The 22,288-nt window shown below is 55.8% G+C and carries 16 protein-coding genes; 11 read left to right on the forward strand and 5 right to left on the reverse strand.

Annotated elements, in window-relative coordinates:
• The first annotated feature begins 181 nt into the window (after window positions 1-181).
• The 7 genes from ACQR3R_RS22465 (at window position 182) to ACQR3R_RS22495 (ending at window position 12,989) form a co-directional block, all read left to right on the forward strand.
• Window positions 182-661 carry a sigma-70 family RNA polymerase sigma factor gene (locus ACQR3R_RS22465; protein WP_428275462.1) on the forward strand — a complete coding sequence of 160 codons (480 nt, stop codon included), beginning with the start codon at window positions 182-184 and terminating at the stop codon, window positions 659-661.
• A 411-nt stretch (window positions 662-1,072) separates the two neighbouring features.
• Window positions 1,073-3,775, forward strand: coding sequence for a magnesium-translocating P-type ATPase (mgtA, locus tag ACQR3R_RS22470; RefSeq protein ID WP_428275464.1), 2,703 nt, complete (start codon window positions 1,073-1,075; stop codon window positions 3,773-3,775).
• Window positions 3,776-4,198: 423 nt separating this feature from the next.
• Window positions 4,199-4,825: a response regulator gene (locus ACQR3R_RS22475; RefSeq protein WP_428275466.1), complete on the forward strand. Its 627-nt coding sequence runs from the start codon at window positions 4,199-4,201 to the stop codon at window positions 4,823-4,825.
• A 5-nt stretch (window positions 4,826-4,830) separates the two neighbouring features.
• Window positions 4,831-8,460, forward strand: coding sequence for a transporter substrate-binding domain-containing protein (locus ACQR3R_RS22480; RefSeq protein ID WP_428275468.1), 3,630 nt, complete (start codon window positions 4,831-4,833; stop codon window positions 8,458-8,460).
• A 130-nt stretch (window positions 8,461-8,590) separates the two neighbouring features.
• Window positions 8,591-9,004 carry a hypothetical protein gene (locus ACQR3R_RS22485; RefSeq protein ID WP_428275470.1) on the forward strand — a complete coding sequence of 138 codons (414 nt, stop codon included), beginning with the start codon at window positions 8,591-8,593 and terminating at the stop codon, window positions 9,002-9,004.
• A gap of 109 nt (window positions 9,005-9,113) precedes the next feature.
• Window positions 9,114-9,749, forward strand: coding sequence for a response regulator (locus tag ACQR3R_RS22490; protein WP_428275472.1), 636 nt, complete (start codon window positions 9,114-9,116; stop codon window positions 9,747-9,749).
• A 63-nt stretch (window positions 9,750-9,812) separates the two neighbouring features.
• Window positions 9,813-12,989 (forward strand): transporter substrate-binding domain-containing protein, encoded by a 3,177-nt coding sequence (locus ACQR3R_RS22495; protein WP_428275474.1) that lies wholly within the window; start codon window positions 9,813-9,815, stop codon window positions 12,987-12,989.
• Between the two features lie 3 nt (window positions 12,990-12,992).
• On the opposite strand, the gene dkgB is transcribed toward ACQR3R_RS22495, so the two are convergent.
• Window positions 12,993-13,796, reverse strand: coding sequence for a 2,5-didehydrogluconate reductase DkgB (gene dkgB, locus ACQR3R_RS22500; RefSeq protein WP_428275476.1), 804 nt, complete (start codon window positions 13,794-13,796; stop codon window positions 12,993-12,995).
• 262 nt (window positions 13,797-14,058) lie between these two features.
• Here dkgB and ACQR3R_RS22505 point away from each other — a divergent pair, with 262 nt between their 5' ends.
• The 3 genes from ACQR3R_RS22505 to ACQR3R_RS22515 all read left to right on the forward strand — a co-directional run bounded on the left by ACQR3R_RS22505 (window position 14,059) and on the right by ACQR3R_RS22515 (window position 17,030).
• A complete protein-coding gene (locus tag ACQR3R_RS22505) occupies window positions 14,059-14,925 on the forward strand; it encodes a pirin family protein (protein WP_428275478.1) in 867 nt (288 codons plus the stop codon).
• Between the two features lie 119 nt (window positions 14,926-15,044).
• Window positions 15,045-16,487 carry a mechanosensitive ion channel domain-containing protein gene (locus ACQR3R_RS22510; protein WP_428275480.1) on the forward strand — a complete coding sequence of 481 codons (1,443 nt, stop codon included), beginning with the start codon at window positions 15,045-15,047 and terminating at the stop codon, window positions 16,485-16,487.
• 102 nt (window positions 16,488-16,589) lie between these two features.
• Complete coding sequence (locus ACQR3R_RS22515; RefSeq protein WP_428275482.1) at window positions 16,590-17,030, forward strand: carboxymuconolactone decarboxylase family protein; 441 nt, start codon at window positions 16,590-16,592, stop codon at window positions 17,028-17,030.
• On the opposite strand, the gene ACQR3R_RS22520 is transcribed toward ACQR3R_RS22515, so the two are convergent.
• The 4 genes from ACQR3R_RS22520 to ACQR3R_RS22535 all read right to left on the reverse strand — a co-directional run bounded on the left by ACQR3R_RS22520 (window position 17,031) and on the right by ACQR3R_RS22535 (window position 21,547).
• Window positions 17,031-18,623, reverse strand: coding sequence for a DHA2 family efflux MFS transporter permease subunit (locus ACQR3R_RS22520; protein WP_428275484.1), 1,593 nt, complete (start codon window positions 18,621-18,623; stop codon window positions 17,031-17,033). It lies immediately after the preceding gene.
• A complete protein-coding gene (locus ACQR3R_RS22525; RefSeq protein ID WP_428275486.1) occupies window positions 18,620-19,741 on the reverse strand; it encodes an HlyD family secretion protein in 1,122 nt (373 codons plus the stop codon). Before ACQR3R_RS22525 ends, ACQR3R_RS22520 begins: the two co-directional genes overlap by 4 nt.
• Before the next feature lie 335 nt (window positions 19,742-20,076).
• Window positions 20,077-20,958 carry a queuosine precursor transporter gene (locus ACQR3R_RS22530; RefSeq protein WP_428275488.1) on the reverse strand — a complete coding sequence of 294 codons (882 nt, stop codon included), beginning with the start codon at window positions 20,956-20,958 and terminating at the stop codon, window positions 20,077-20,079.
• Window positions 20,951-21,547, reverse strand: a complete 597-nt coding sequence (locus ACQR3R_RS22535) for a helix-turn-helix domain-containing protein (RefSeq protein ID WP_428275490.1) — start codon at window positions 21,545-21,547, stop codon at window positions 20,951-20,953. Before ACQR3R_RS22535 ends, ACQR3R_RS22530 begins: the two co-directional genes overlap by 8 nt.
• 356 nt (window positions 21,548-21,903) lie before the next feature.
• On the opposite strand from ACQR3R_RS22535, the gene ACQR3R_RS22540 reads away from it, so the two are divergent.
• Window positions 21,904-22,275 carry a DUF6124 family protein gene (locus tag ACQR3R_RS22540; protein ID WP_428275492.1) on the forward strand — a complete coding sequence of 124 codons (372 nt, stop codon included), beginning with the start codon at window positions 21,904-21,906 and terminating at the stop codon, window positions 22,273-22,275.
• Window positions 22,276-22,288 lie beyond the last annotated feature (13 nt).

The following is a 22,288-nucleotide window of genomic DNA, read 5'->3' on the forward strand; positions in this document are numbered from 1 at the left end:
CACATTGGGTTACACGTATATTGCAGGTCTATTTATCGGGCAAGATAAAGCAATACTTTAAATCTATATGAGAATTACTATAAATTACGCGCCTCAAACTGCCACTACCTTGCCACTGCCCATTTCGGCGGTCGCTAATGTGGCTCAAGGATAGAAACCGCACCTGTGCGGTGGGGGTCATGTGGAAAACTACTATCGTGAGCTGGTGCGTTTCCTTAACGCCAGGCTAGGCAACCGTCAGGTGGCCGAAGATGTGGTGCATGATGCTTATCTGCGCGTGCTGGAGCGCTCAAGTGATACGCCGATCGAGCAACCTCGGGCGTTTCTCTACCGCACCGCGCTCAACCTGGTGATCGATGATCATCGGCGCAATGCCTTGCGCCAGGTAGAGTCGCTGGAAGTGCTCGATAACGAAGAGCGTTATTTCACGCCGTCCCCGCAAACCAGCCTTGATCATGGTCAGCACCTGGAGATGCTGCAGCGTGCATTGGCCGAGTTGCCGCCGCTGTGCCGCGACAGTTTTCTGTTGCGCAAGATCGAAGGTATGTCGCATCCGGAAATCGCCGAACACTTGGGTATTTCGCGCGCACTGGTGGAGAAACACATCGTCAATGCGATGAAGCATTGCCGGATGCGGATGCTGCAATGGGACGCCCATTGACCGCTCTGAACAGTGATTTAAATCGCAAAATTCAAGACCATCCTGAACCCTTCCTGAAGAACCCCGAAATTCCCCCGGCAGAATCCCGACCCTCGTTTACTCTCCATACAGCGGGGCGTAAGCTTCGCGTGATTTTAATTAAAGCGGAGACCCACAGTGGGCACTTGTTCGAGTGACAGTAGTCGGCCGGTACCAGTAACCGGCATTTTCTCGGCAAGATAACGCGCAGACTTTCTGCCGTTGTCTCGCCGTAAAGCGAGCGGCGGCATCCCGATCCAGGCCAGTTCAGGCCCGATTCCCGACGTCCTCTCATCGACGCTGAACCGTGCGTGATATTCGACCCCGTGTCGATGTCGCGACAGCTCGACACGCCTGCTCGAAGGTTTCCCGGCTGACCCTGGGGGAACTGCCATGAACCTAACGCTGCTCAAAGAATTCTTTGCCGGATTCCTGCGGACCCGCCACATCGGCCGGCACTTTCGCCGATTGGCGCTGCTGGAGAGTTTTTCCGATACCACGGTCAGCCGCGAAGTACCGCCGACGCTGGCACAAACCCTGGTCAGTGCAGCCAACAGCGATACCGGGCAATTGCTGAGCACACTGCGCAGCCACACCGACGGCCTCAGTGAGCAGGAAGCCGAAACGCTGCGCGAGCAATTTGGTCTCAATGAAGTCGAGCACGAACAGCCACTGCCATGGTGGATACACCTGTGGCACTGCTACAAAAACCCTTTCAACCTGTTGCTGACTTTGCTCGCGGTCATCTCCTGGCTGACCGAAGACCTGAAAGCCGCCACCGTGATTTTCTCGATGGTGGTGCTTTCGACCTTGCTGCGCTTCTGGCAGGAAACCAAATCCAACCAGGCCGCCGACGCGCTCAAGGCCATGGTCAGCAACACCGCCACGGTATTGCGTCGGGATGAACAGCGCATCGAGCTACCGATCAAGCAATTGGTGCCGGGCGACCTGATCGTGCTGTCGGCCGGTGACATGATTCCTGCGGATTGCCGCGTTCTCAGCGCCAAAGACCTGTTCGTCAGCCAGGCAGCGATGACCGGCGAATCGATGCCGGTGGAAAAATTCCCGCGCCAGCAAGACAGCGACACCAGTAATCCGCTGGACCTAGACAACATTCTGTTCATGGGCACCAACGTGGTGTCCGGCACGGCGATGGCGGTGATTCTCACCACAGGCAACAGCACTTATTTCGGCGCGTTGGCCCAACGCGTCAGCGCAACCGACCGTGCGCCGACAGCTTTTCAGACTGGGGTTAACAAAGTCAGCTGGCTGTTGATTCGCTTCATGTTCGTCATGGCGCCACTGGTGTTGTTCATCAACGGTTTCACCAAGGGTGACTGGACCCAGGCGCTGCTGTTTGCGTTGTCGATTGCCGTGGGCCTGACCCCGGAAATGCTGCCGATGATCGTCACCTCGACGCTGGCCAAAGGCGCGGTGTTCCTGTCGCGCAAAAAAGTCATCGTCAAACGCCTGGACGCCATCCAGAACTTCGGCGCAATGGACGTTTTGTGCACTGACAAAACCGGGACCCTGACCCAGGACAAAATCTTTCTCGCACGCAACGTTGACGTCTGGGGCAATGACTCGGATGACGTGCTGGAAATGGCTTACCTCAATAGTTACTACCAGACCGGCCTGAAAAACCTGCTGGACGTCGCGGTGCTGGAACACGTCGAAGTCCATCGCGAACTCAAGGTCGGCACGGCATTCAGCAAGGTCGATGAAATCCCGTTCGACTTCACCCGTCGGCGCATGTCGGTTGTCGTTGCCGAGCATGGCTTGCCACATTTGCTGATCTGCAAAGGCGCAGTGGAAGAAGTGTTGGCCGTGTGCACCCGGGTTCGTCACGGCGAAGTTGATGAGGCACTGACCGATGAACTGTTGGCGCGTATCCGTCAGGTTACCGCCTCCTTCAACGCTGAAGGCCTGCGTGTGGTAGCGGTCGCGGCGCGGCCGATGATCGAGGGGCGCGACACGTACAGCCTGGCGGATGAGCGTGAGCTGACCCTGATCGGCTACGTGGCATTTCTTGACCCACCGAAGGAAAGCACGGCGCCTGCGCTCAAGGCTCTGGCTGCTCACGGCGTGGCGGTAAAGGTGCTGACCGGCGACAACGAACTGGTGACCGCCAAGATCTGCCGCGAAGTGGGGCTGGAACAGCAAGGCTTGTTGATGGGCAACGACATCGAGCGCATGACCGACGCGCAACTGGCGGTAGCGGTCGAAACCACCAACGTCTTCGCCAAGCTCACGCCATCCCATAAAGAACGCATCGTGCGCCTGCTCAAGGCCAACGGTCATGTGGTCGGGTTTATGGGCGACGGCATCAACGACGCGCCGGCCCTGCGCACTGCCGACATCGGCATTTCGGTGGACAGCGCGGTGGATATCGCCAAGGAAGCGGCAGACATCATCCTGCTGGAAAAAAGCCTGATGGTGCTGGAGGAGGGCGTTCTGGAAGGGCGCCGGACCTTCGCCAACATGCTCAAGTACATCAAGATGACCGCCAGCTCGAACTTCGGCAACGTGTTCTCGGTACTGGTCGCAAGTGCGTTCATTCCGTTCCTGCCGATGCTGCCGATGCACCTTTTGGTGCAAAACCTGCTGTATGACATTTCGCAAATCGCCATCCCGTTCGATAACGTCGATGCCGAAATGCTCAAGCAACCTCAACGTTGGCAGCCAGGCGATGTCGGGCGATTCATGCTGTTCTTCGGGCCCATCAGTTCGATCTTCGACATCCTGACGTTTGCCTTGATGTGGTACGTGTTCGACGCCAATACACCCGACCATCAAACCTTGTTCCAGTCCGGGTGGTTTGTGGTGGGGCTGCTGACCCAAACGCTGATCGTACACATGATTCGTACACCGAAGATCCCGTTCCTGCAAAGCCGTGCGGCCATGCCGCTGATGGTCATGACCTTCATCATCATGGCCGTTGGCATTTTCCTGCCGATGGGGCCGCTGGCGCACTACTTCAAACTGCAAGCGTTGCCGTCGCTGTACTTTGTGTTCCTGCCGGTGATCCTGCTGGCTTACATGGGCCTGACTCAGGCGGTGAAAGGCTTCTATATCCGCAGATTTGGTTGGCAGTAAATCAGTTTGCCCATGCCGGGTCTTTCATAGGCGGATACGTCGGACGTTCATCCGGGAAGCGTCTTAAAGCCTTGTTAGGGTGCCTGGAAAATTCCTCTGCCCATGCTGATCACAGCTTGGTCAGGGGATTTCTCCAGCACCGGCTCAAGGAACAGGGCATGTTCGCGTTGCGCTGGCATAGACTGGAGTCACTCGATCCAGTGAACCCCCCACCCGTCATTTTGATCGGTTGTACCACCAGGCGTCGTATTGGCAAATCGCCGTCTAATCAGTGGTTATGATTTCAACGCTGCGTTCGACATCGACTCATTCATCGAAAACTGCTGATCTTGATAAAGCAGATCGCTACCCTTCCCAAGAACACTGACCTCGTGTCTGTGCAGGGGATTGCTACAATGGCCGCTGTGTCTTGCAGAGGTTCATATGTTCACAGCGATGGTGGTAGACGATCATCCGTTCATTCGGTCTTCGGTCAAGATGCTTTTGAACCAGGAAAACTTCGAGGTTATAGCCGAAGCGGGCGACGGTGCCGCAGCAGTGCAACAGGCTCGTCTGCACCAGCCTGATTTGATTGTGCTGGACATCGCGATGCCCAGGCTTGATGGCCTGGAGGTTATCCGTCGCATTACAAACCTGGGGCTTAAAAGCAGGATTGTGGTACTGACCTCTCAGTCAGCGGTGGTCTACGCCATGCGTTGCATGAAGGCCGGTGCAACGGGCTACATCTGCAAAACCGACGACCTCGGCGAGTTGGTCAAAGCCATCAAGGCGATCATGAGCGGGTATACATTTTTCCCCAATCTGGCGAGCAATTCGGTGCGGCGCAGTGATGCCGGGGCCACCGACCTTGAATTGATCCAGAGCCTGTCCGACCGCGAACTGACCATTTTGCAGCAATTGTCGAATGGCCTGAGCAACAAGGAAATCGGTGAGGCGATGTTCTTGAGCAGCAAAACCATCAGCACCTACAAGACTCGGCTGATTGAAAAGCTCAACGTGAAGTCGGTGGTGTATCTCGCTGATTTTGCCAAGCGCAATCACTTGGTCTGAGCGGCATGCCTTTTCGAAAATGGCTGATCGTGTGCCTGTTGTCAGGGGCACTGAGCGCCGTCGCGGGTGTCGCGATGGCGGTGCAAACGCTGCAGGTCTTGGGCCGCTCGACGGTTGATGACTACCGCGTGGCACTCGATGCGCCCGACTTGGATTGGCTGCGAGACAAAGGTGTATTGAGGTTGGGCGCGTCTGCACCCGATTACCCGCCATTCGGCATCACCAGCAATGGCAATGATTACGAAGGCTTGACCGCCGATTACGCCGGGTTGCTGGGCCAATTGCTGAATATGCCTATTGAAGTTCGTCGGTACGCTTCCCGGGCTGAAGTGGTGCAGGCGCTTAAACGCGGCGAAATAGACCTGCTGGGTACCTCCAATGAATTTGAAGCGGCCGACCCTGAATTGGCGATGTCCAGCGCCTATGCCGACGATCAGCCGACGCTGGTAACCCGAGTCGGTGAGAACCAGAACCTCGCGCCTGACCTCGCCGGCAAGCAAGTGGCGATGCTGTATCACTATTTGCCGCCGGAAGTGGTCAAGGAGTCGTTCCCCAACGCCAGGTTGCAACTTTACCCTTCGACATTGAGCGCGATTGGCGCTGTGGCGTTCGGCACCGCCGATGTTTATCTGGGCGACTCGATCAGTGCCAATTACCTGATCAACAAGAACTATCTGAACAACGTACAAGTGGCGGGCTTTCTGGAGCGGCGCGCCAACAACTTCGCGTTCGCCATTGCCGGTACCAATTCGCGCCTGTTGCGCATCATCAACACCGCACTGGCGGTGATTCCGGCCAGTGAACACTTGAGCATCATGCGTCGCTGGAGCGCGGGTGGGGCGAGTGCGACGGGACTTCATTCGCTCTATTTCAGCACTCAAGAACAGCGCTGGATGGCCGAGCATTCCCGGATCAGAGTGGTAATCGACGATAGTTTCCTGCCGCTGACGTTCTATGGCCACGACGGCCAGTTTCGTGGACTGGGCGCCGACGTCCTGGCCAAAGTAGCGTTACGTACCGGTTTGAAATTCGACGTTCAACGCCTGCACACCGTCCCTGAACTGATCAATCAGATTACCGAGGGTCGGGCTGACCTGTTGATCAGTTTGACCCCCAGCCCCGAGCGCGAACATTTTTTGCGCTTCACTCGTCCCTACTTGAGCACGCCATACGTATTGATCAGCCGCATCGCAAACGGTAGCCCGGGCACGCTGGACGACATGAGCGGCAAACGGCTGGCGGTCATTCGCGGCACGCCGGTGCGCGCGATGCTGATCGAGCAATACCCGGCCATCCAGTTGCTGGACGCCGATAATGCCGAGCACGCCATGGCACTGGTGGCCAACGGGCAGGCTGATGCCGCAGTCAGTGCGCTGATCACCGCGCGCTATATGATTTCGCGGCAGTACCGTGATCGCTTACGTATCACCAGCACTGTCGGCACCGTTTCGGCGCGCATCAGCTTCGCCACCGGACTTGAAGCGACGCAGTTGCATTCGATCATGGACAAGGCGTTGCTGAGTATCCCGCCCGAGGAGCTCGACGAGTTGTCCAACAGGTGGCGCAGCGAAGTGGTGGTTGACGACAGCTACTGGCTGCGCAACCGCACGACGATCATTCAGGGTTTTTCACTGGCGGCGCTGTTGCTGCTGATGGCGCTGGGCTGGATCGCCTATCTGCGGCGGCTGATGCTTAAGCGGCGGCAAGCGGAAGTAGCCCTTAGCGATCAACTGGAATTCATGCGTGTACTGATCGACGGCACGCCACACCCGATCTATGTGCGCGATCGCCAGGCACGCCTGTTGATCTGCAATACCGGTTATCTCGACGTGTTCGGTGTGGAGCGCGAGGTGGTGATTGGCAAGACCGTGATTGAAGGCGTGCTCAAAAGCGTTCAGGAAGCGGCGGTGTATCACCATGATTATCTGCAGGTGATGCAGCAGGGTTTGCCCAGGGTTCAGGACCGCAAGCTGACCGTGTCCGGCAATGAGCTGACCATCTATCACTGGATGCTGCCGTACCGTGCCAGCAATGGTGAAGTGACCGGCATGATTGGTGGCTGGATCGATATCAGCGAACGTCAGGAGTTGGTGCAGGCGTTGCGCGAAGCCAAGGAGAGCGCCGACGATGCCAACCGGGCCAAGACCACGTTCCTGGCAACGATGAGCCACGAGATACGCACGCCGCTGAATGCCGTGATCGGCATGCTCGAACTGGCGATGAAAAAAGCGGATCAGGGCGTCACTGATCGTTTCGCCATCGAGGTGGCATCGGGTGCCGCGCAAGGTTTGCTGGAGTTGATTGGCGATATTCTCGACGTCTCGCGCATTGAGTCCGGGCGCCTGTCGCTGACGCCTGCGCGCACCCACCTGGCGGAACTGGTGACGTCGGTGGCGCGCATTTTTGATGGGCTGGCGCGACAAAAACACTTGAACCTGGTGTTGGAACTGGATGGCGGCACTGATCGAGATGTGCTGATCGATCCACTGCGATTCAAGCAAATTATTTCGAATCTGTTGAGCAATGCCATCAAGTTCACCCTGCATGGCCAAGTGCATTTGCGGGTTGAAACGGCATTGCGCGATGGCCAGCGATTGGCTGTTTGCCTGCAAGTCGAAGACACCGGCAGTGGCATTTCCATTGAAGACCAACAGCGGCTGTTCAGCCCCTTCACCCAAGCCCGCAACACCGGCCAGTCGCCTCGCAGCGGTTCAGGACTGGGGCTGGTGATCAGCCGCACGCTGTGCGAAATGATGGGCGGGCAGTTGACGCTCAGCAGCGTGCAGGGGCAGGGCACGCGCGTAGAGGTGGCGCTTGAGTTGCCGGTGCTTGCGCCCCGGGACGCTACATTGACGGAAACGGCCGAGCCAGTGACGTTTAGCCGGGCGCTGAACATTCTGGTGGTTGACGACTACCCGGCCAATCGCTTGCTGCTATCCCAGCAATTGAGTTACCTGGGCCACCGCGTGCGGGAGGCGGAGGACGGCGCGCACGGTTTGCGTGAGTGGCGCCAGCAGCACTTCGATGTGGTGATAACCGATTGCAATATGCCGGTCATGAGTGGCTATGAACTGGCCCGCACCCTTCGCGCCGAAGAACGCGCCCAAGGCCTTGTGCCGAGCCGTATTCTCGGTTTTACGGCCAATGCCCAACCGGATGAAAAAGAACGTTGTCAGCTCGCCGGTATGGACGATTGCCTGTTCAAACCCATCAGCCTTATCGACCTCAGCAAGCAGCTTGCGGCCGTCGTCGTGAGTCATCTCCCGTTGCCCCTGGATGCACCGGATATTGACGTGTCAGACGACCTCGATCTGACCAGCCTGCAGCAATTGACGCGTGGCGATGCGGCGTCAACCGCAAGCTTGTTGCGCGATCTGTCAGCCAGCAACGATGAAGACCTCGGGCGCCTGGTTAAACTGTTTGCCCGGCACGAGGTGTCCGGCCTGATGGACCTGGCCCATCGGGTCAAGGGTGGTGCGCGTATCATCAAGGCGCAAGGCGTGATCATGGCTTGCGAACGCCTTGAAGCGGCGGGCGAACAGGGTGATCCAGCGCAGTTGACCGAGGCGGTCGATACCTTGCATCAGGCAATGGAGCGATTGGCGGGGCAGTTGGAGACCTACATTTCGATGTAATGGTCGACATGAGCCGGTCAGCGCACTTCGCGATCACGGACAGGACTTTTAGGAAAAGTCCTACAGAAAGCTCGAGTGGTCTTCCGTAGCCTTGCGCCATCACAAATTTGACACCCTGCTGGGGGCCACGTTGTCGAACAAATCCTTACGTATCCTGATCGCCGACGAGCAACATTTTCAGCGGATGAGAATCGAGCGCCTGTTCAATCAACTCAATTACTACCGGATCGCGCCAGTGCAAGACCTCGCGGAACTGTTGAATCTGGTCGACTACGGCTGCGACCCATTCGATCTGGTGGTTATCAACGCTCAATTGGCCGCAGGCATGCTGGACCTGCCTGATTTCTTCGTTGATAACCGGCACGTACAACATGCCTTTATCTACAACAGCCCACAGGTGCAATTGCCGACTGTCGTGGTCGGTGCACAACAGTCGGTTCAGATGAGCCACGCAGCGTTGCCCGACCTGGCTTCGATCCAGCGACTGATGTCGAAGGTTGATGCCCGGCTACCGTCGGTCGGTACTGTCATTTCTGTCAGGTAGTTTCAGTCTGCCGTTCATGCAAAAGTCTGCACGCGGCAGCTGCGTACAACCTGGGTCTAGCCCTAGGGCATTGCTTGCCCATCGTTGTGTAATTGCACAGGGAGTTGCCATGAGGTCTGTGCGCTCGGTTTTGGTTGTGGACGATCATCCGGTGGTCCTTGCCGCAGTCAAAATCGTACTTAGGCAGGAAGGTTTCAAACACGTCTACGAGGCACGCAGTGGCAGTGAGGTGTTGTCGATGCTTCGTGAACATCAGCCCGACCTGATGGTGCTGGACCTGGTATTGCCCGGTCTGGATGGATTGGATGTGCTTGCCCGGATCCAGGCGAGTGACCTGCGCTGCCGAGTAGTGGTCTTTACGAGTCAGGATCCGATGTTTTACCAGGATCGTTGCCTGCGCGCCGGTGCTGCAGCATATGTCGCCAAGGCCAATCATTTGCAGCATTTGCACAAAGCCGTGCAAGCGGTGATGGCCGGTTATACCTATTTCATCCAGTTGCCTTCGGCCTCGGTCTCGTTGAGTACAATGCAACGCAGTGAAAAAGAGCGAATAGACAAACTTTCCGACCGTGAGCTGACGATCTTCCAGCACTTGGCTCAAGGCATGGGCAACAAGGCAATCGCTGAAAGCATGCACCTGAGCCACAAGACCATCAGCACCTACAAAACGCGTCTGATCGAGAAATTGAACGTGACATCGGCGGTGCACCTGAGGGATTTCGCCAAGCGCAATCATCTGATCTGAATGAGCAAGTTCCGGCGTTTACGTTGCCTGGCTGTCCTGGTGTTACTGGGAAATGGTTTATGGATGACGTGCGTCTATGCTCAACCGCAAACACTGACCTTGCTCGGCCGATCAACCGTTGAAGGCTACAGCGCACAACTGCTTGCCAGCGACAAGGACTGGCTCGCACATAAGGGCCGTTTGGTGCTCGCTGTGTCTGCCCCGGACTATGCTCCGTTCGACATCACCACGACAGGCAATGCGCTTGAAGGGCTGACCGCAGACTACGCCGGTCTGCTTGCACAACTGCTGAATGTACCGATCGACGTTCAACGTTATGCATCGCGAGCAGACGCGGAACGGGCGATCAAGAAAGGCGAAGCGGACCTGTTGGGCACGGCCAACAGATACGAGGCTCAGGACTCGAATTTACGGATGTCCAATGCCTATGCGGTCGACCAGCCAGTACTGGTCACGCGCACTCATTCAATGCAGGCGCTGGCTCCTGACCTGGCTCGCCAACGGTTGGTGATGCTTTACCACTATTTGCCTGAAGAGAAAGTGCAGGCGTTCTATCCCGAGGCAGATATAAAGCTTTACCCCTCGACACTCGGCGCGGTCGGTGCTGTTGCGTTCGGGCAGGCAGATATTTACCTGGGGGACGCAATCAGTGCCAATTATCTGATCAGCAAAAATTATTTGAACAACGTTCACCTGGCGGAATTTTCCCGCATGGAACCGGGCCGGTTCTGCTTCGCGATGTCCGGTGACAACGAGCAACTGCAACGCCTTGTCAATAGCGCGCTCGCCGCTGTACCTGCCAATGAACGGCTGAACATACTGCGTCGTTGGGGGGCCAGCGGGGTTGCTATCGCCGGCAATGACCCCCTGCACTTCAGCGAGGCCGAGCAACGTTGGCTGGATCTGCACCCGCGTTTGAAGGTGGCGGTCAATATGAACCTGATGCCCATTTCGTTCATTGATAGCGATGGCGTATTTCGCGGTATCAGTGCCGATGTACTGGGCAAAATCACCCTGCGCACCGGGCTGCAATTCGACATAAAATCCGCCAAATCGGTGGCGCAGATGATCGACTGGATCAGGACCGGTCAGGTCGATCTGATTGCGGGAGTAGGCCCCAGCATCGAACGTGAAGCCGATTTACGTTTCACCCGACCTTTTTTGAACAGCCCCAATGTACTGGTAACCCGCATCTTGCCGGGTAGCCCGCAAACCCTGGATGACATGGCCGGAAAAAAACTGGCTATCACTCAAGGCAACAGTGCCGGTGAGTTTACGCGTGAACATTTCCCGAAGATCGAATTGGTCAACGCTCCACTGACGGCCGAGGCTATGGAAATGGTGGCCCAGGGCAAGGCCGATGGCAGCATTAATTCGCTGATTGGGGCCCGCTACTTGATTTCCCGTCAGTACCGCGATCGTCTGCAAATCACCAGTACCGTGGGTACCGATCCCGCTCGCAGCACACTGGCCACGAGCCGCGAAGCACCTGAACTGTATTCGATACTGGATAAGACGCTGCTGAGCATTTCACCTGAAGAACTCGATGAGTTGACGCTGTATTGGCGCAACGACGAGGTGCTGGAACAGAGTTATTGGTTGCGTCATCGACTGGGCATTCTTCAGGGGTTTATTGCGGCCGGCATCCTGTTGTTGATCTCGGTAGCCTGGATTGGCTGGCAGCGTCGGCAGATTCGGCAGCGCCAGCAGTTGCTCAAGCTTTTGCAGGAGGCCAAGGATGCCGCCGACGATGCCAACCGCGCCAAGACCACGTTTCTGGCGACCATGAGCCACGAAATACGCACGCCGATGAACGCCATGTTTGGCATGCTGGAGCTCGCTCTGAAACGCTCTGAACAGGGAATTGTCGATCGCTCGGCGATCGAAGTGGCTTCGGACGCCGCGCAGCAATTGTTGGCGTTGATCGGTGACATCCTGGACATCGCGCGTATCGAGTCCGGCCATTTATCGCTGGCGCCGCAGCGCGCCAATGTGCATTCGCTGACAGCATCGGTGTGCCGGGTTTTCGAAGGATTGGCACGGCAAAAGAACCTGCGATGGCACGTCGAACTCGACCCGCAAAGTGACCGTGATGTGATGATCGACCCAACCCGCTTCAAGCAGATTTTGTCCAACCTGCTGAGCAATGCCATCAAGTTTACCCGCGAGGGCGAAGTCAGCCTGACGTTGAGGGTTACACAGGGTTTGCCGGAGCACATGACTGTCAATGTGCGAATCAAGGACAGTGGAATTGGCATCGCCGAGGTCGATCAGCAGCGATTGTTCAGTCCGTTCGTGCAAGCGGGGAATAGCGCCCAATCCAGTCGCCAAGGGTCCGGGTTGGGGCTGGTGATCAGTCGTACCCTCTGCCAAATGATGGGCGGCCGATTGCAACTGCACAGTGCTTTGGGCCAGGGCACGCACGTGGATATAGAGCTTGATCTGCTGACGCTGAATTCGATTCCCGCCAGCGAATCCGCCGATACACCCGTGCCGGTCTGCGCCCGCTCATTGACGGTGTTGGTCGTCGACGATTACCCGGCCAACCGCATGCTGCTGTCCAGGCAGTTGAACTACCTCGGCCACCAGGTGCTGCTCGCTGAAGAGGGGCTGCAAGGCCTGGAGAAATGGCGCGCCTTTGATGTGGACGTGTTGATTACCGACTGCAACATGCCTGTGCTCACCGGGTATGAATTGGCCGCTGCAGTGCGCGATGAGGAACGGGAAAATGGTTTGCCGCCAACCCTCATCCTCGGATTTACCGCAAACGCTCAACCCGAGGAAAAACTGCGTTGCCTGGAAGCGGGCATGGATGACTGCTTGTTTAAACCCATCCGCTTGGCGGATTTGAGTAGCTGGCTGAACACAAGGTTTAGCGCCCAGAGCGATTCAGCGCTTGAGCCATCCTCATACACCGAAATCGATTTACGCGGGCTGGAGCAATACGTTGGGGCAGACCATGAACTGATCGTTGAGTTATTGCGTGACCTGGTAGTGAGTAACCGCAGTGATCGCGATCACCTGCTCCAGGCGCACGCGAGTGGCGATCGACCTCGCCTCAAGGTGTTGGCCCATCGCATCAAAGGTGGGGCGTTGATGGTCCGGGCCGTCAGCTTGATCGAATGCTGCGAGCGGCTCGAGGGCGCTTGCAGCGAAGGCCGTGAAGCGTTGATCGACATAGCGGTCGATCAACTGCAGCAAGCCATGACGCGCCTCGACCTGAGCCTTGGGCAAAACTGACGCTTAATCCCAGTTCGGAGCGATGCTCTTCGGGCTGGTCAGTCGCTGGCCGCGATCCAGGCTTGCGATAAGTGCCATGTCCGCGTCACTCAACACCCGTTCGCAGGCGAGCAGGTTGCTTTGCAGGTTGGCGCGTTTGGTCGACGAAGGAATCACCGCGTGACCCGACTGCATGGCCCAGGCCAGCGTGACTTGTGCCGGTGTCGCATTTAAACGTTCGGCAATCTGCTGGATCAGCGGGTCTTTCAAAACTTCGCCATAGGCGAGGGTCATGTACGAGGTGATGTGGATGCCTTGGCTTTGAGCGAATTCGACAACCTTGCGGTTTTGCAAATACGGGTGCAGTTCGATCTGGTTGGTGGCAATGTTTTCGGCGCCGACCACGGCAATGGCTTGTTTCATCAAGTCGACGGTGAAATTGGAGACACCAATCTGCCGGGTCAAACCAAGCTTCTTGGCTTCGAGCAGGGCTCCCATGAATTCTTCGACAGGGACCTGGTTTTCCGGGGATGGCCAATGAATCAGCGTCAGGTCGAGGTAGTCGGTTTGCAGTTTTTGCAGGCTCTGTTTAAGGCTGTCGATCAACTTGTCCTTGGCGAAATTGGCGATCCAGATCTTGCTGGTGATAAATAGCTCGTCACGGGCAATGCCGCTGGCCGCGATGGCCGCGCCGACTTCGGTTTCGTTTTCGTATATTTGCGCGGTATCGATAACGCGATAGCCCAACTCCAGGCCAGTGCTCACCGAATCGATGACCACTTGGCCTTTCAGGCGAAAAGTACCAAGACCGAATGCGGGAATAGACATCTATGACTCCAGGGTTTTGCAGTGGGAATAAGACCAGTATCCATGCCTGCATCCGTGAGAAAAACCGCTGGTGAGGCAAAGCACTGTTTACCAAAAGTCATGAATGTCCCACTTGATGCTCGAAATAAAATTATCACCAGCCTTTTTTTGTTCGTAATCGTTCTACTGGTGGAACGCTAAAGGTGATTATTGCCATCTAGTGCGGTAATGGTTTCGGTTTTAAGATGAGTTCATGGCGTCATACACCCTTTTTGGAGGCGAAATGAAAAAAATCATTGGCATCTACACCAGCCCGAGACCGCACTGGGTCGGCGATGGTTTTCCCGTTCGTACGTTGTTTTCCTACGATGGCCTGGGCAAACACATCAGCCCTTTTTTGTTGCTTGATCACGCTGCACCCACCGAATTCACCCCGACCACCGAGCGTCGTGGCGTGGGTCAGCACCCACACCGTGGTTTTGAAACCGTGACCATCGTCTACAACGGCGAACTTGAACACCGCGACTCCACCGGCAGCGGCGGCAAGATTGGCCCCGGCGACGTGCAATGGATGACAGCCGCATCCGGGATCATTCATGAGGAGTTCCACTCCGAAGGTTTCGCCAAGCGTGGCGGCACCATGGAAATGGTTCAGCTGTGGGTCAACCTGCCGGCCAAGGACAAAATGGCCGAAGCCGGCTACCAGACCCTTCTCGACGGCGACATCCCAAGCATTGCGCTCAAGGACAACGCCGGGAGCTTGCGCCTGATCGCCGGCGAGTTTGACGGTCACACCGGGCCGGCGCGTACCTTTACGCCCATCGACGTTTGGGACATGCGCCTGAACGGCGGCAAGTTGTTGACCCTTGATTTGCATCAAGGTCGCAACACTGCTTTGGTGGTCCTGCGCGGCGCGGTGCAAATCAATGGCGTAGAGCTGGCGCGCGAAGGTGAGTTGGCGTTGTTTGAACGCGACGGCGATCAGTTGACGCTGCAAGCCAACAGCGACGCGGTGGTGTTGCTGCTCAGCGGCGAACCCATCGATGAGCCCATTGTCGGCCACGGTCCGTTTGTGATGAACAGCGAGCAGGAAATCCACCAGGCTTTCGCCGATTTCCATTCGGGCCAGTTTGGTCGCATGAGTCACTGATGTGAGTGGCAGGTCACTTCACTGCCACTATTTTGCATTGTTCTGGAGCCATCAATAACTCCTACACTGTGGCGCAGGCGTAAGATTTCGCGCCATAGATCCTTTGCTGGAGTTGCTTGATGCTTTCATTGCTCACCGCTCACCCATTGATCTGCGCATTGGTCCTGATCCTGATCGATCTGGGATTGTGGCGTCTGATCAGCGTAAACGGCAGCCAGTGGAAACTGGTGGTGAGGCTGGTGATTTTCTCGCTGTTCAGCGTCCTGCTGTTCAACGAGGGCCTCAATCCGTTGGAAGTGGCACCGTGGGCGGACAATGTGCCGTTGCACCTGGCCGCGACCGGTTTGCAGATTGGCTGGTGGCTGTTCGGCGCGCGCACCCTGACGGTACTGATCGGCGCGGTGATGATGCAGCGCGTCGGGCATACCGGAAGGCTGCTGCAGGATTTGCTGGGCGCAGTGATTTTCCTGATCGCGATCATCGCGGCGTTGGCGTACGTGCTGGATCTTCCGGTGAAAGGGGTTCTGGCGACGTCCGGCGCGCTGGCGATCATTGTCGGTCTGGCGTTGCAAAGTACCCTCAGCGATGTGTTTTCCGGGATCGTGCTGAACACCACCAAGCCTTATCAACTCGATGACTGGATCTCCATCGACGGCACTGAAGGTCGGGTCACTGACATCGACTGGCGCGCCACCCGCATGCAAACCGCCCAAGGCAGCATGGCGGTGATTCCCAACTCGCTGGCAGCCAAAGCCAAAATCATCAACTTCAGCCGGCCAAGCGATATTTTTGGTGTCTCGATCAGCCTGCAACTCAGCCCGCACGCGCGTCCGCAAACGGTCATCGATGCACTGGAGCGGGCGATGCAAGGGTGCCGTTATTTATTGAATAAACCGGCGCCCTGCGTGGCACTCAAGGCATCCAGTGCCGCGGGCGTGGAGTACGAGATCAGCGGGTTTGTGGTGTCGATGGATCAGAAGCGCATGGTGCGCAATCTGTTGTTCGACCTGGCCTACAGGCACTTGCAGGCCGCGGGTGTCAGCCAACTATCGAGTGTCGAACCCAACGTGTCCGCCGGCCTGTCGCGCCCACGGGCATTGCTGGATGGCTCGACGATCTTCTCGACGCTGCGTCAGGAAGAGAAAGAAACCTTCAGCCAGCACATGACCCTGCAAACCTTCCGTGCCGGGGAAATGATCCTGCCAGCGGGGGAGGTCAGCGATCATCTGTTGATCATCGAATCGGGGGTGGTGTCGGTGGCGCTGAGCCGGGGTGGGGTCAAGTTCGAGTCCGGTCGAATGGGCCCGGGCGAGGTGATTGGCGAGGGCGGTATTTTGTCGGATACCTCCGTGCCAGCGGACTTCAGCGCGAAGACGTTCTGCAGCGTGTATCGAATCGAGAAGGACTACCTCAAACCTTGCCTGGATGCCCGGCACGACATTGGCGAAGCAATGAAAGCCTTGCTCGATTTCCGCCTCCACAAGGCCCAGGCCTTAACCCAGGAAGAGCCGAAGGCCATCGAGAAAAAAGGCTTTTTGCAGTGGTTGCGCAGTCGAACCTAGTGTCCGGTGAATGGCCTACCGGACTTCTGCAATATTGGCTATTTGTCACAACGCTGCGCGGGCTTAACTTAATGCCACTCCCACTTGAGATTGGAACCCGCCATGAAACCTCGTATTGATTTCTACACTGCATCGCCTGAAGCCCTTAAAGCCATGATCGCCCTGGAGACCGCCGTTTCTAAACTGCCGTTGGAAAAGAACCTGATCGAATTGGTCAAGCTGCGCACCTCGCAAATCAACGGCTGCGCGTTCTGCCTTGATATGCACAGCGCCGATGCTCGCAAGGGCGGTGAAGACGAGCGTCGTCTGGCGACGCTGTCGGCCTGGCGCGAAACACCGTTTTTCACCGACCGTGAACGCGCCGCGCTGGCCTGGACCGAATCCCTGACGCTGGTCAGCCAGACGCATGCCGAAGATGCCGATTACGACCTGGCCACCGCCCATTTCAGCCCCAAGGAAATGGTGGACCTGAGCGTCGCGATCACCACCATCAATGCCTGGAACCGCTTGGCGATCGGCTTTCGCAAGATGCCTGAAGCCTGATCAATGCGCGTCCGCTGACGGCGCGGCCGGTGGTTGCACCTTGCGCATCAAGGGCACCATCAGCGTCGCGACGATAAAGCAGAGCATGATCATCAGAAACGCGTCGCCGTAGGTTTGTGTCTGGGCCTCGCGGTAAGTCAGTAGCCATAACTGATGCAGGCTGGCGGTGACACCGACGTCGCCGCTTTGGCCGAGGGCGGCAAAGTTGTTGCCCACCTGCGACAGCCATTGGTTCAGCGCCTCATTGGTACTGTTGAGGTTCTCCGCCAACCGTGTGAAATGCAGGTTGGTGCGGTGATTGAGAATGGTCGCGCACGCTGCGATGCCGATGGCGCCCCCCAAATTGCGCATCAAATTGAATAACCCCGAGGCGTGTTTCAATCGCGACGGTGCCAGGCCTCCAAGGGTCAACGTCACCGCCGGTGGCACCGCCAATTGCTGGGCGATCCCACGCAAGGCTTGCGGCAGCATCAACTCCTTGGCGCCCCAGTCATGGGTAATCGGGCTGAAATCCCACATCGACAGGGCGAACAACCCCAGGCCCGTCATCATGATCCAGCGCAGGTCCATGCGATTGGCGAGAAAGGCGTACAGCGGAATTGCCATGATCTGGAACACGCCGGTGGAAAAAACCGCCAGGCCAATGTCCAGCGCCCCGTAGCCGCGAACCCGGCCAAGAAACAGTGGTGTCAGGTAAATAGTGGCGAACAGGCCAATGCCGGTTACAAACGAAAAGAAGCAACCCAGGGCAAAGTTTCGATCCTTGAGAGCCCGCAAATCGACAATCGGATTGGCCACGTGCAGGGTTCTACCGATGAAGGCCAGGCCAGCGAGGCCGCTGATCCATGCGGTGGTCAGGATGGTGTGGTCACTGAACCAATTCCAGCGCGGGCCCTCCTCGAGGGTGTATTCCAGGCAGCCGAGAAACAGTGCCATGAACACCATGCTCAGGTAATCGGCGCCCTTGAGCAGCGAGAGTTCTGGCTGATCGATTTTCACCAGCATCGGCACTGCCACGGCGACAAAAATCCCCGGCACCAGGTTGATATAGAACAACCAGTGCCATGAGGAAACATCCGTGATCCAACCGCCGATCACCGGCCCCAACGTCGGCGCCAGAGACGCCACCGCGCCAATGGTTGCCGCAGCGATTACCCGTTGTTTGCCGGTAAAGAAAAAGAACGCCGTGGTGAACACCAGCGGGATCATCGAGCCGCCCAAAAAACCCTGCAATGCGCGAAACGCAATCATGCTCTGGATGCTCCAGGCTGCACCGCAGAGCAGGCTGGCCAAGGTAAAACCGACGGCAGACGCGCAAAACAACCAGCGGGTCGAAAACACCCGGGACAACCAGCCCGACAACGGGATCACAATAATTTCGGCGATCAGGTAACTGGTCTGCACCCACGCTGTTTCATCCGTTCCCGCCGAGAGCCCACCGCCGATGTCTCGCAGCGAAGCAGAGACGATCTGGACATCCAGCAGCGCTATGAACATGCCGATGCACATGCTGGCGAACGCGAAGACTTTGGTCGCCGTCGCCATGTCGGCGGCATTGAACGGTTGCGCGGGAACGGCAAGGGCGCGGTTCATGGCGCGCTGGCCACGGCGGTGGTGTCAGGCTCCTTGCGCGTGTCTACTTCAGCCGTTACCGAGAGCCCCGGGCGTAAATGCCCGAGCACGCCATCGGCCGGGTCGAGCAGGATGCGCACCGGAACCCGTTGCACAATCTTGGTGAAGTTGCCGGTGGCGTTCTCCGGCGGCAACACGCTGAACTGCGCGCCGCTAGCCGGTGCGAGACTGTCCAGATGACCGTGGAATTCACGCCCCGACAGCACGTCGGCGTGAATGATTACGCGTTGGCCCGGGATCATGCGCGCCAGTTGATCTTCCTTGAAGTTGGCATCGACCCACAAACCGCTGGACGGCACCACCGACAACAACTGCGACCCGGCCTGCGCATAAGCGCCGACCCGGGCGCGTCGATTGCCAACCACACCATCCACCGGGGCTTTGAGTTCGGTGTAGCCGACGTTCAACTGCGCCAGATCCCGTTCGGCGCGGGCCTGCATCAGGGCCGCGCGAGCTTGTTGTTTTTGCGTTTCGATGACATTCAGTTGACGTTGCGCGGCCAGCAATTCAGCCTGGGCCCTTGCCCCTAACGCTTGCGCAGTCTTGAAAGTAGCGTCGGCACGTTGGGCACTTTCAACCGATACAGCATTGCTACCGACCAGTTTTTTGTAGCGCACATTGTCGTCGCGCGAGCGGGCGGTTTCAGCGCCGGTGGCGTCGATCCCGGCACGCGCCTGACCGATCACTGCCTGCTGCAATTGTTCGGTCGCGTCGAGGTTAGCAAGCAGCGCCACTTCGGCAGCGACAGCGCCTTCAGCCTTGGCCAGATTGGCGCGATAGTCGCGAGAATCGAGGCGGATCAGCACATCGCCGGCCTTCACTTTCTGGTTGTCGGTCACCAACACTTCTTCGATGTAACCCGCGACTTTCGGCCCGATGACCGTGACATCGCCGCCGATGTAAGCATCGTCGGTGGCCTCGATAAAACGCCCGACCGTCCACCAATGGGCGGCATACAGACCCGCAAACACCAATGCTGCAATGCCCAGCGTCAGCAACAGCAAGCGTTTGAGCACAGCAGGCTTGGGCGTTGTCACTTCGCTTGCGAGGTCTGGTTCGAGGCTGGACATGCTGGTCATGGCGAAACACCTGTTTAAAGCAATGTGTTATTACGACCATAATATGACGTATGTAATATTTTGAGGCAATTGATTTTTGCGGCCGGTCGTCAGGTGCTCGCCTTGAGCCAGTGGATGCCCATGGAGTGACTGCCGAACAGCCTCACTGCCCAACCTGTGGGGGCGAGCCTGCTCGCGATAGCGGTGTAACAGGCCATGCATATGCCAATGGACAAACCGCTATCGCGAGCGGGCTCACATACACATGAGCCGGGGTTAATCTTCGACGGGTGCGTGCTTGGGAATGATCTGAGATCGATATAAATCACCAAGCCGAATCGCTCCAGTGCGCTTGTTTAGGACGCTGATGGTGGGCCCGATATGTATCTTTTAAAAAGTGATCTCGCTCCGTAGGCTGGCAAAATATTGAAAACGGCAAAGCACATTTTTATGGCTATCTGGACATAGACTATCCTGAGAATGTCAGTAGTTTCCATAGTTCCATAAAAAGCAATTAAGCAAAAAATGAAGCTGTCTATTATTACAGCGAAGAAAGTGCTGAGGAATACACGCAATAGCAAGAATCTAGAGTTTGTTAGTTCTTTTATTTTACAGAGAAGATAGGAGTTTATGTGTTCTGAAATTAAGAAGGATATGGAGGATGCTACTAAAATCGAGGAAATATGACCAATAACCTCATTGTAGTGGGTGTCAAGTTTCCAACCAGGAAGCCCTGGCAAATAAGCTGATGCGCTCAGCAAGATTACGATGAAGGTGTTACATAAAAATACAAGCAAGATAGATTTTTTCGCAAGTTTTAGACCGTAAAATTCATTCAGTAAGTCGACGATTAAAAATGTCAAAGGGTAGAGGAAGAGTCCAGGTGTGACGATAACGTCAAGTCTATCGAGGTAAATAAGCTTCGCTGCTCCTATATTTGCGAAAATATAAAGTGTGAAAAGAAGTAGCGTAAGTATGACGTATACGGTCCAGGATTTTTCATTTCGATCGGTAATTTCGTATGCTGTTGGCGCGGTGCCACGAGAATAAAATTTCCTGTATACGTCTTTTATTTCTGGTTTGCTCAGGTTGTCTAGTATTTCGCTTTTTATAAGTTTTCCTAGATTTATTTTTATAATTTTTCCCGTGGAAATAATCATGATTATTGCAAGTTCTTTGCTGTTCTCAAATCCTAGGAGTTTGTACTTGCTGTTGTCATCTATGCGATTGCTACCCATTAAACCTTTCCTCTATAACCTCCCCCACGGTATAGATGATTTCCGAATCAAGGAGATCGTCACTGGTTATAAAAAGCCTCTTTGTTTTTAGGTTGTACATTAGTCTTTCTGTATTTTTGTTTGAGGCGCCTTTTTTTATTATTAACAAGGTCCCAGATTCAGTAGTGTCACTGATTTGATGTTCAAGAAGTACACCTATCAAGTTACATGCGATGCCGAAATAGTAAGTAAGCGGATGAAGCGTGGCTAACTCGCCAATTCTTTTGTCTAGACTTGAAATTAGCAAGCTCTCTTTGATTATAGGGACCGCTGCTGGATTCATGTTTCCTTGCAAAGATATGCTGCTGTTTATTAATTCTTTCTCCTCAAAATCCACGCTCTCTATTTCAATATAGGAAACTCCAAAAAAATCTGAAATTTTCCGAAGGGTGGATTGTTGAACGTTTACGACTTTTCCTTCAAGGATGTTGTATATAGTAGTTCTGGTTAATCCAATAGAGTTGCATAGAGATAGCTGAGTTTCTCCCCGGCTTTTAATTAAGTATCGAATGTTGTTTTTAAGCTTTTCTGTTTTTTCTTTTTTGTGCATTTCAAATGTCGCCATTTTGAAGCGAAAAATCACCCCATAAAAAATATTCGTGCTGATGTTGATTTTAAGGGCGTTCAGCGGCCTGAATTATGGACAAGAATCCACTCCTGATAGGGTAGGCATATGTCAGATGATGTTTCGTAAGTAAATGCCTTGGGGGATTGCGAATTTTCTTACGGAAGTCGGGAAGTACTCCCTACTAATAATCATTATTTTGTACATGTGTTCACTTGTTTGATTAGGAATATTTAATATTTCATTAATGATTTTTCCTCTTCAATAACATGCGTACAGTGGCCAACTAGTCCCGATTGACAGTGTGGGATTTGCTTTTTAACCTTAAAAGTAGCTTCTCCATGAAAAAGGTCGTCCCAGCCACACCTGAATCCTCAAGTCTCTCCTCAGTCCGCTCCACGCGCTCCGACGTCACCGAACAGTTCGTCAGCGTGCCGCTGCGCACTCATGCACGGGAAGAATCACCCAGTCATTTTTTCGCCGTCGTCGCGGATATCGATACCCCGTCAATGCTATGTCAAGCCTCTGAAACCCTTGCCACTCTCAGTGTCATGGCCACCGATCTTGCCCGCGAACTGGAAGGCCCGCGCCGTCATTTGATTTTGGCGATTCAGCAGTTGTCTGCGCTGGGTGAGCTGCTGGTCAATCGAGCGTTGGAAAACCTGGATCCGCCTCGAGGTGCTTCTGACGTTCCCCCCACCTGCCCACGTTAAATAGCTGCGCGTT

It is taken from the genome of Gordonia sp. IEGM753 (assembly GCF_050321825.1).
Lineage (GTDB): Bacteria > Pseudomonadota > Gammaproteobacteria > Pseudomonadales > Pseudomonadaceae > Aquipseudomonas.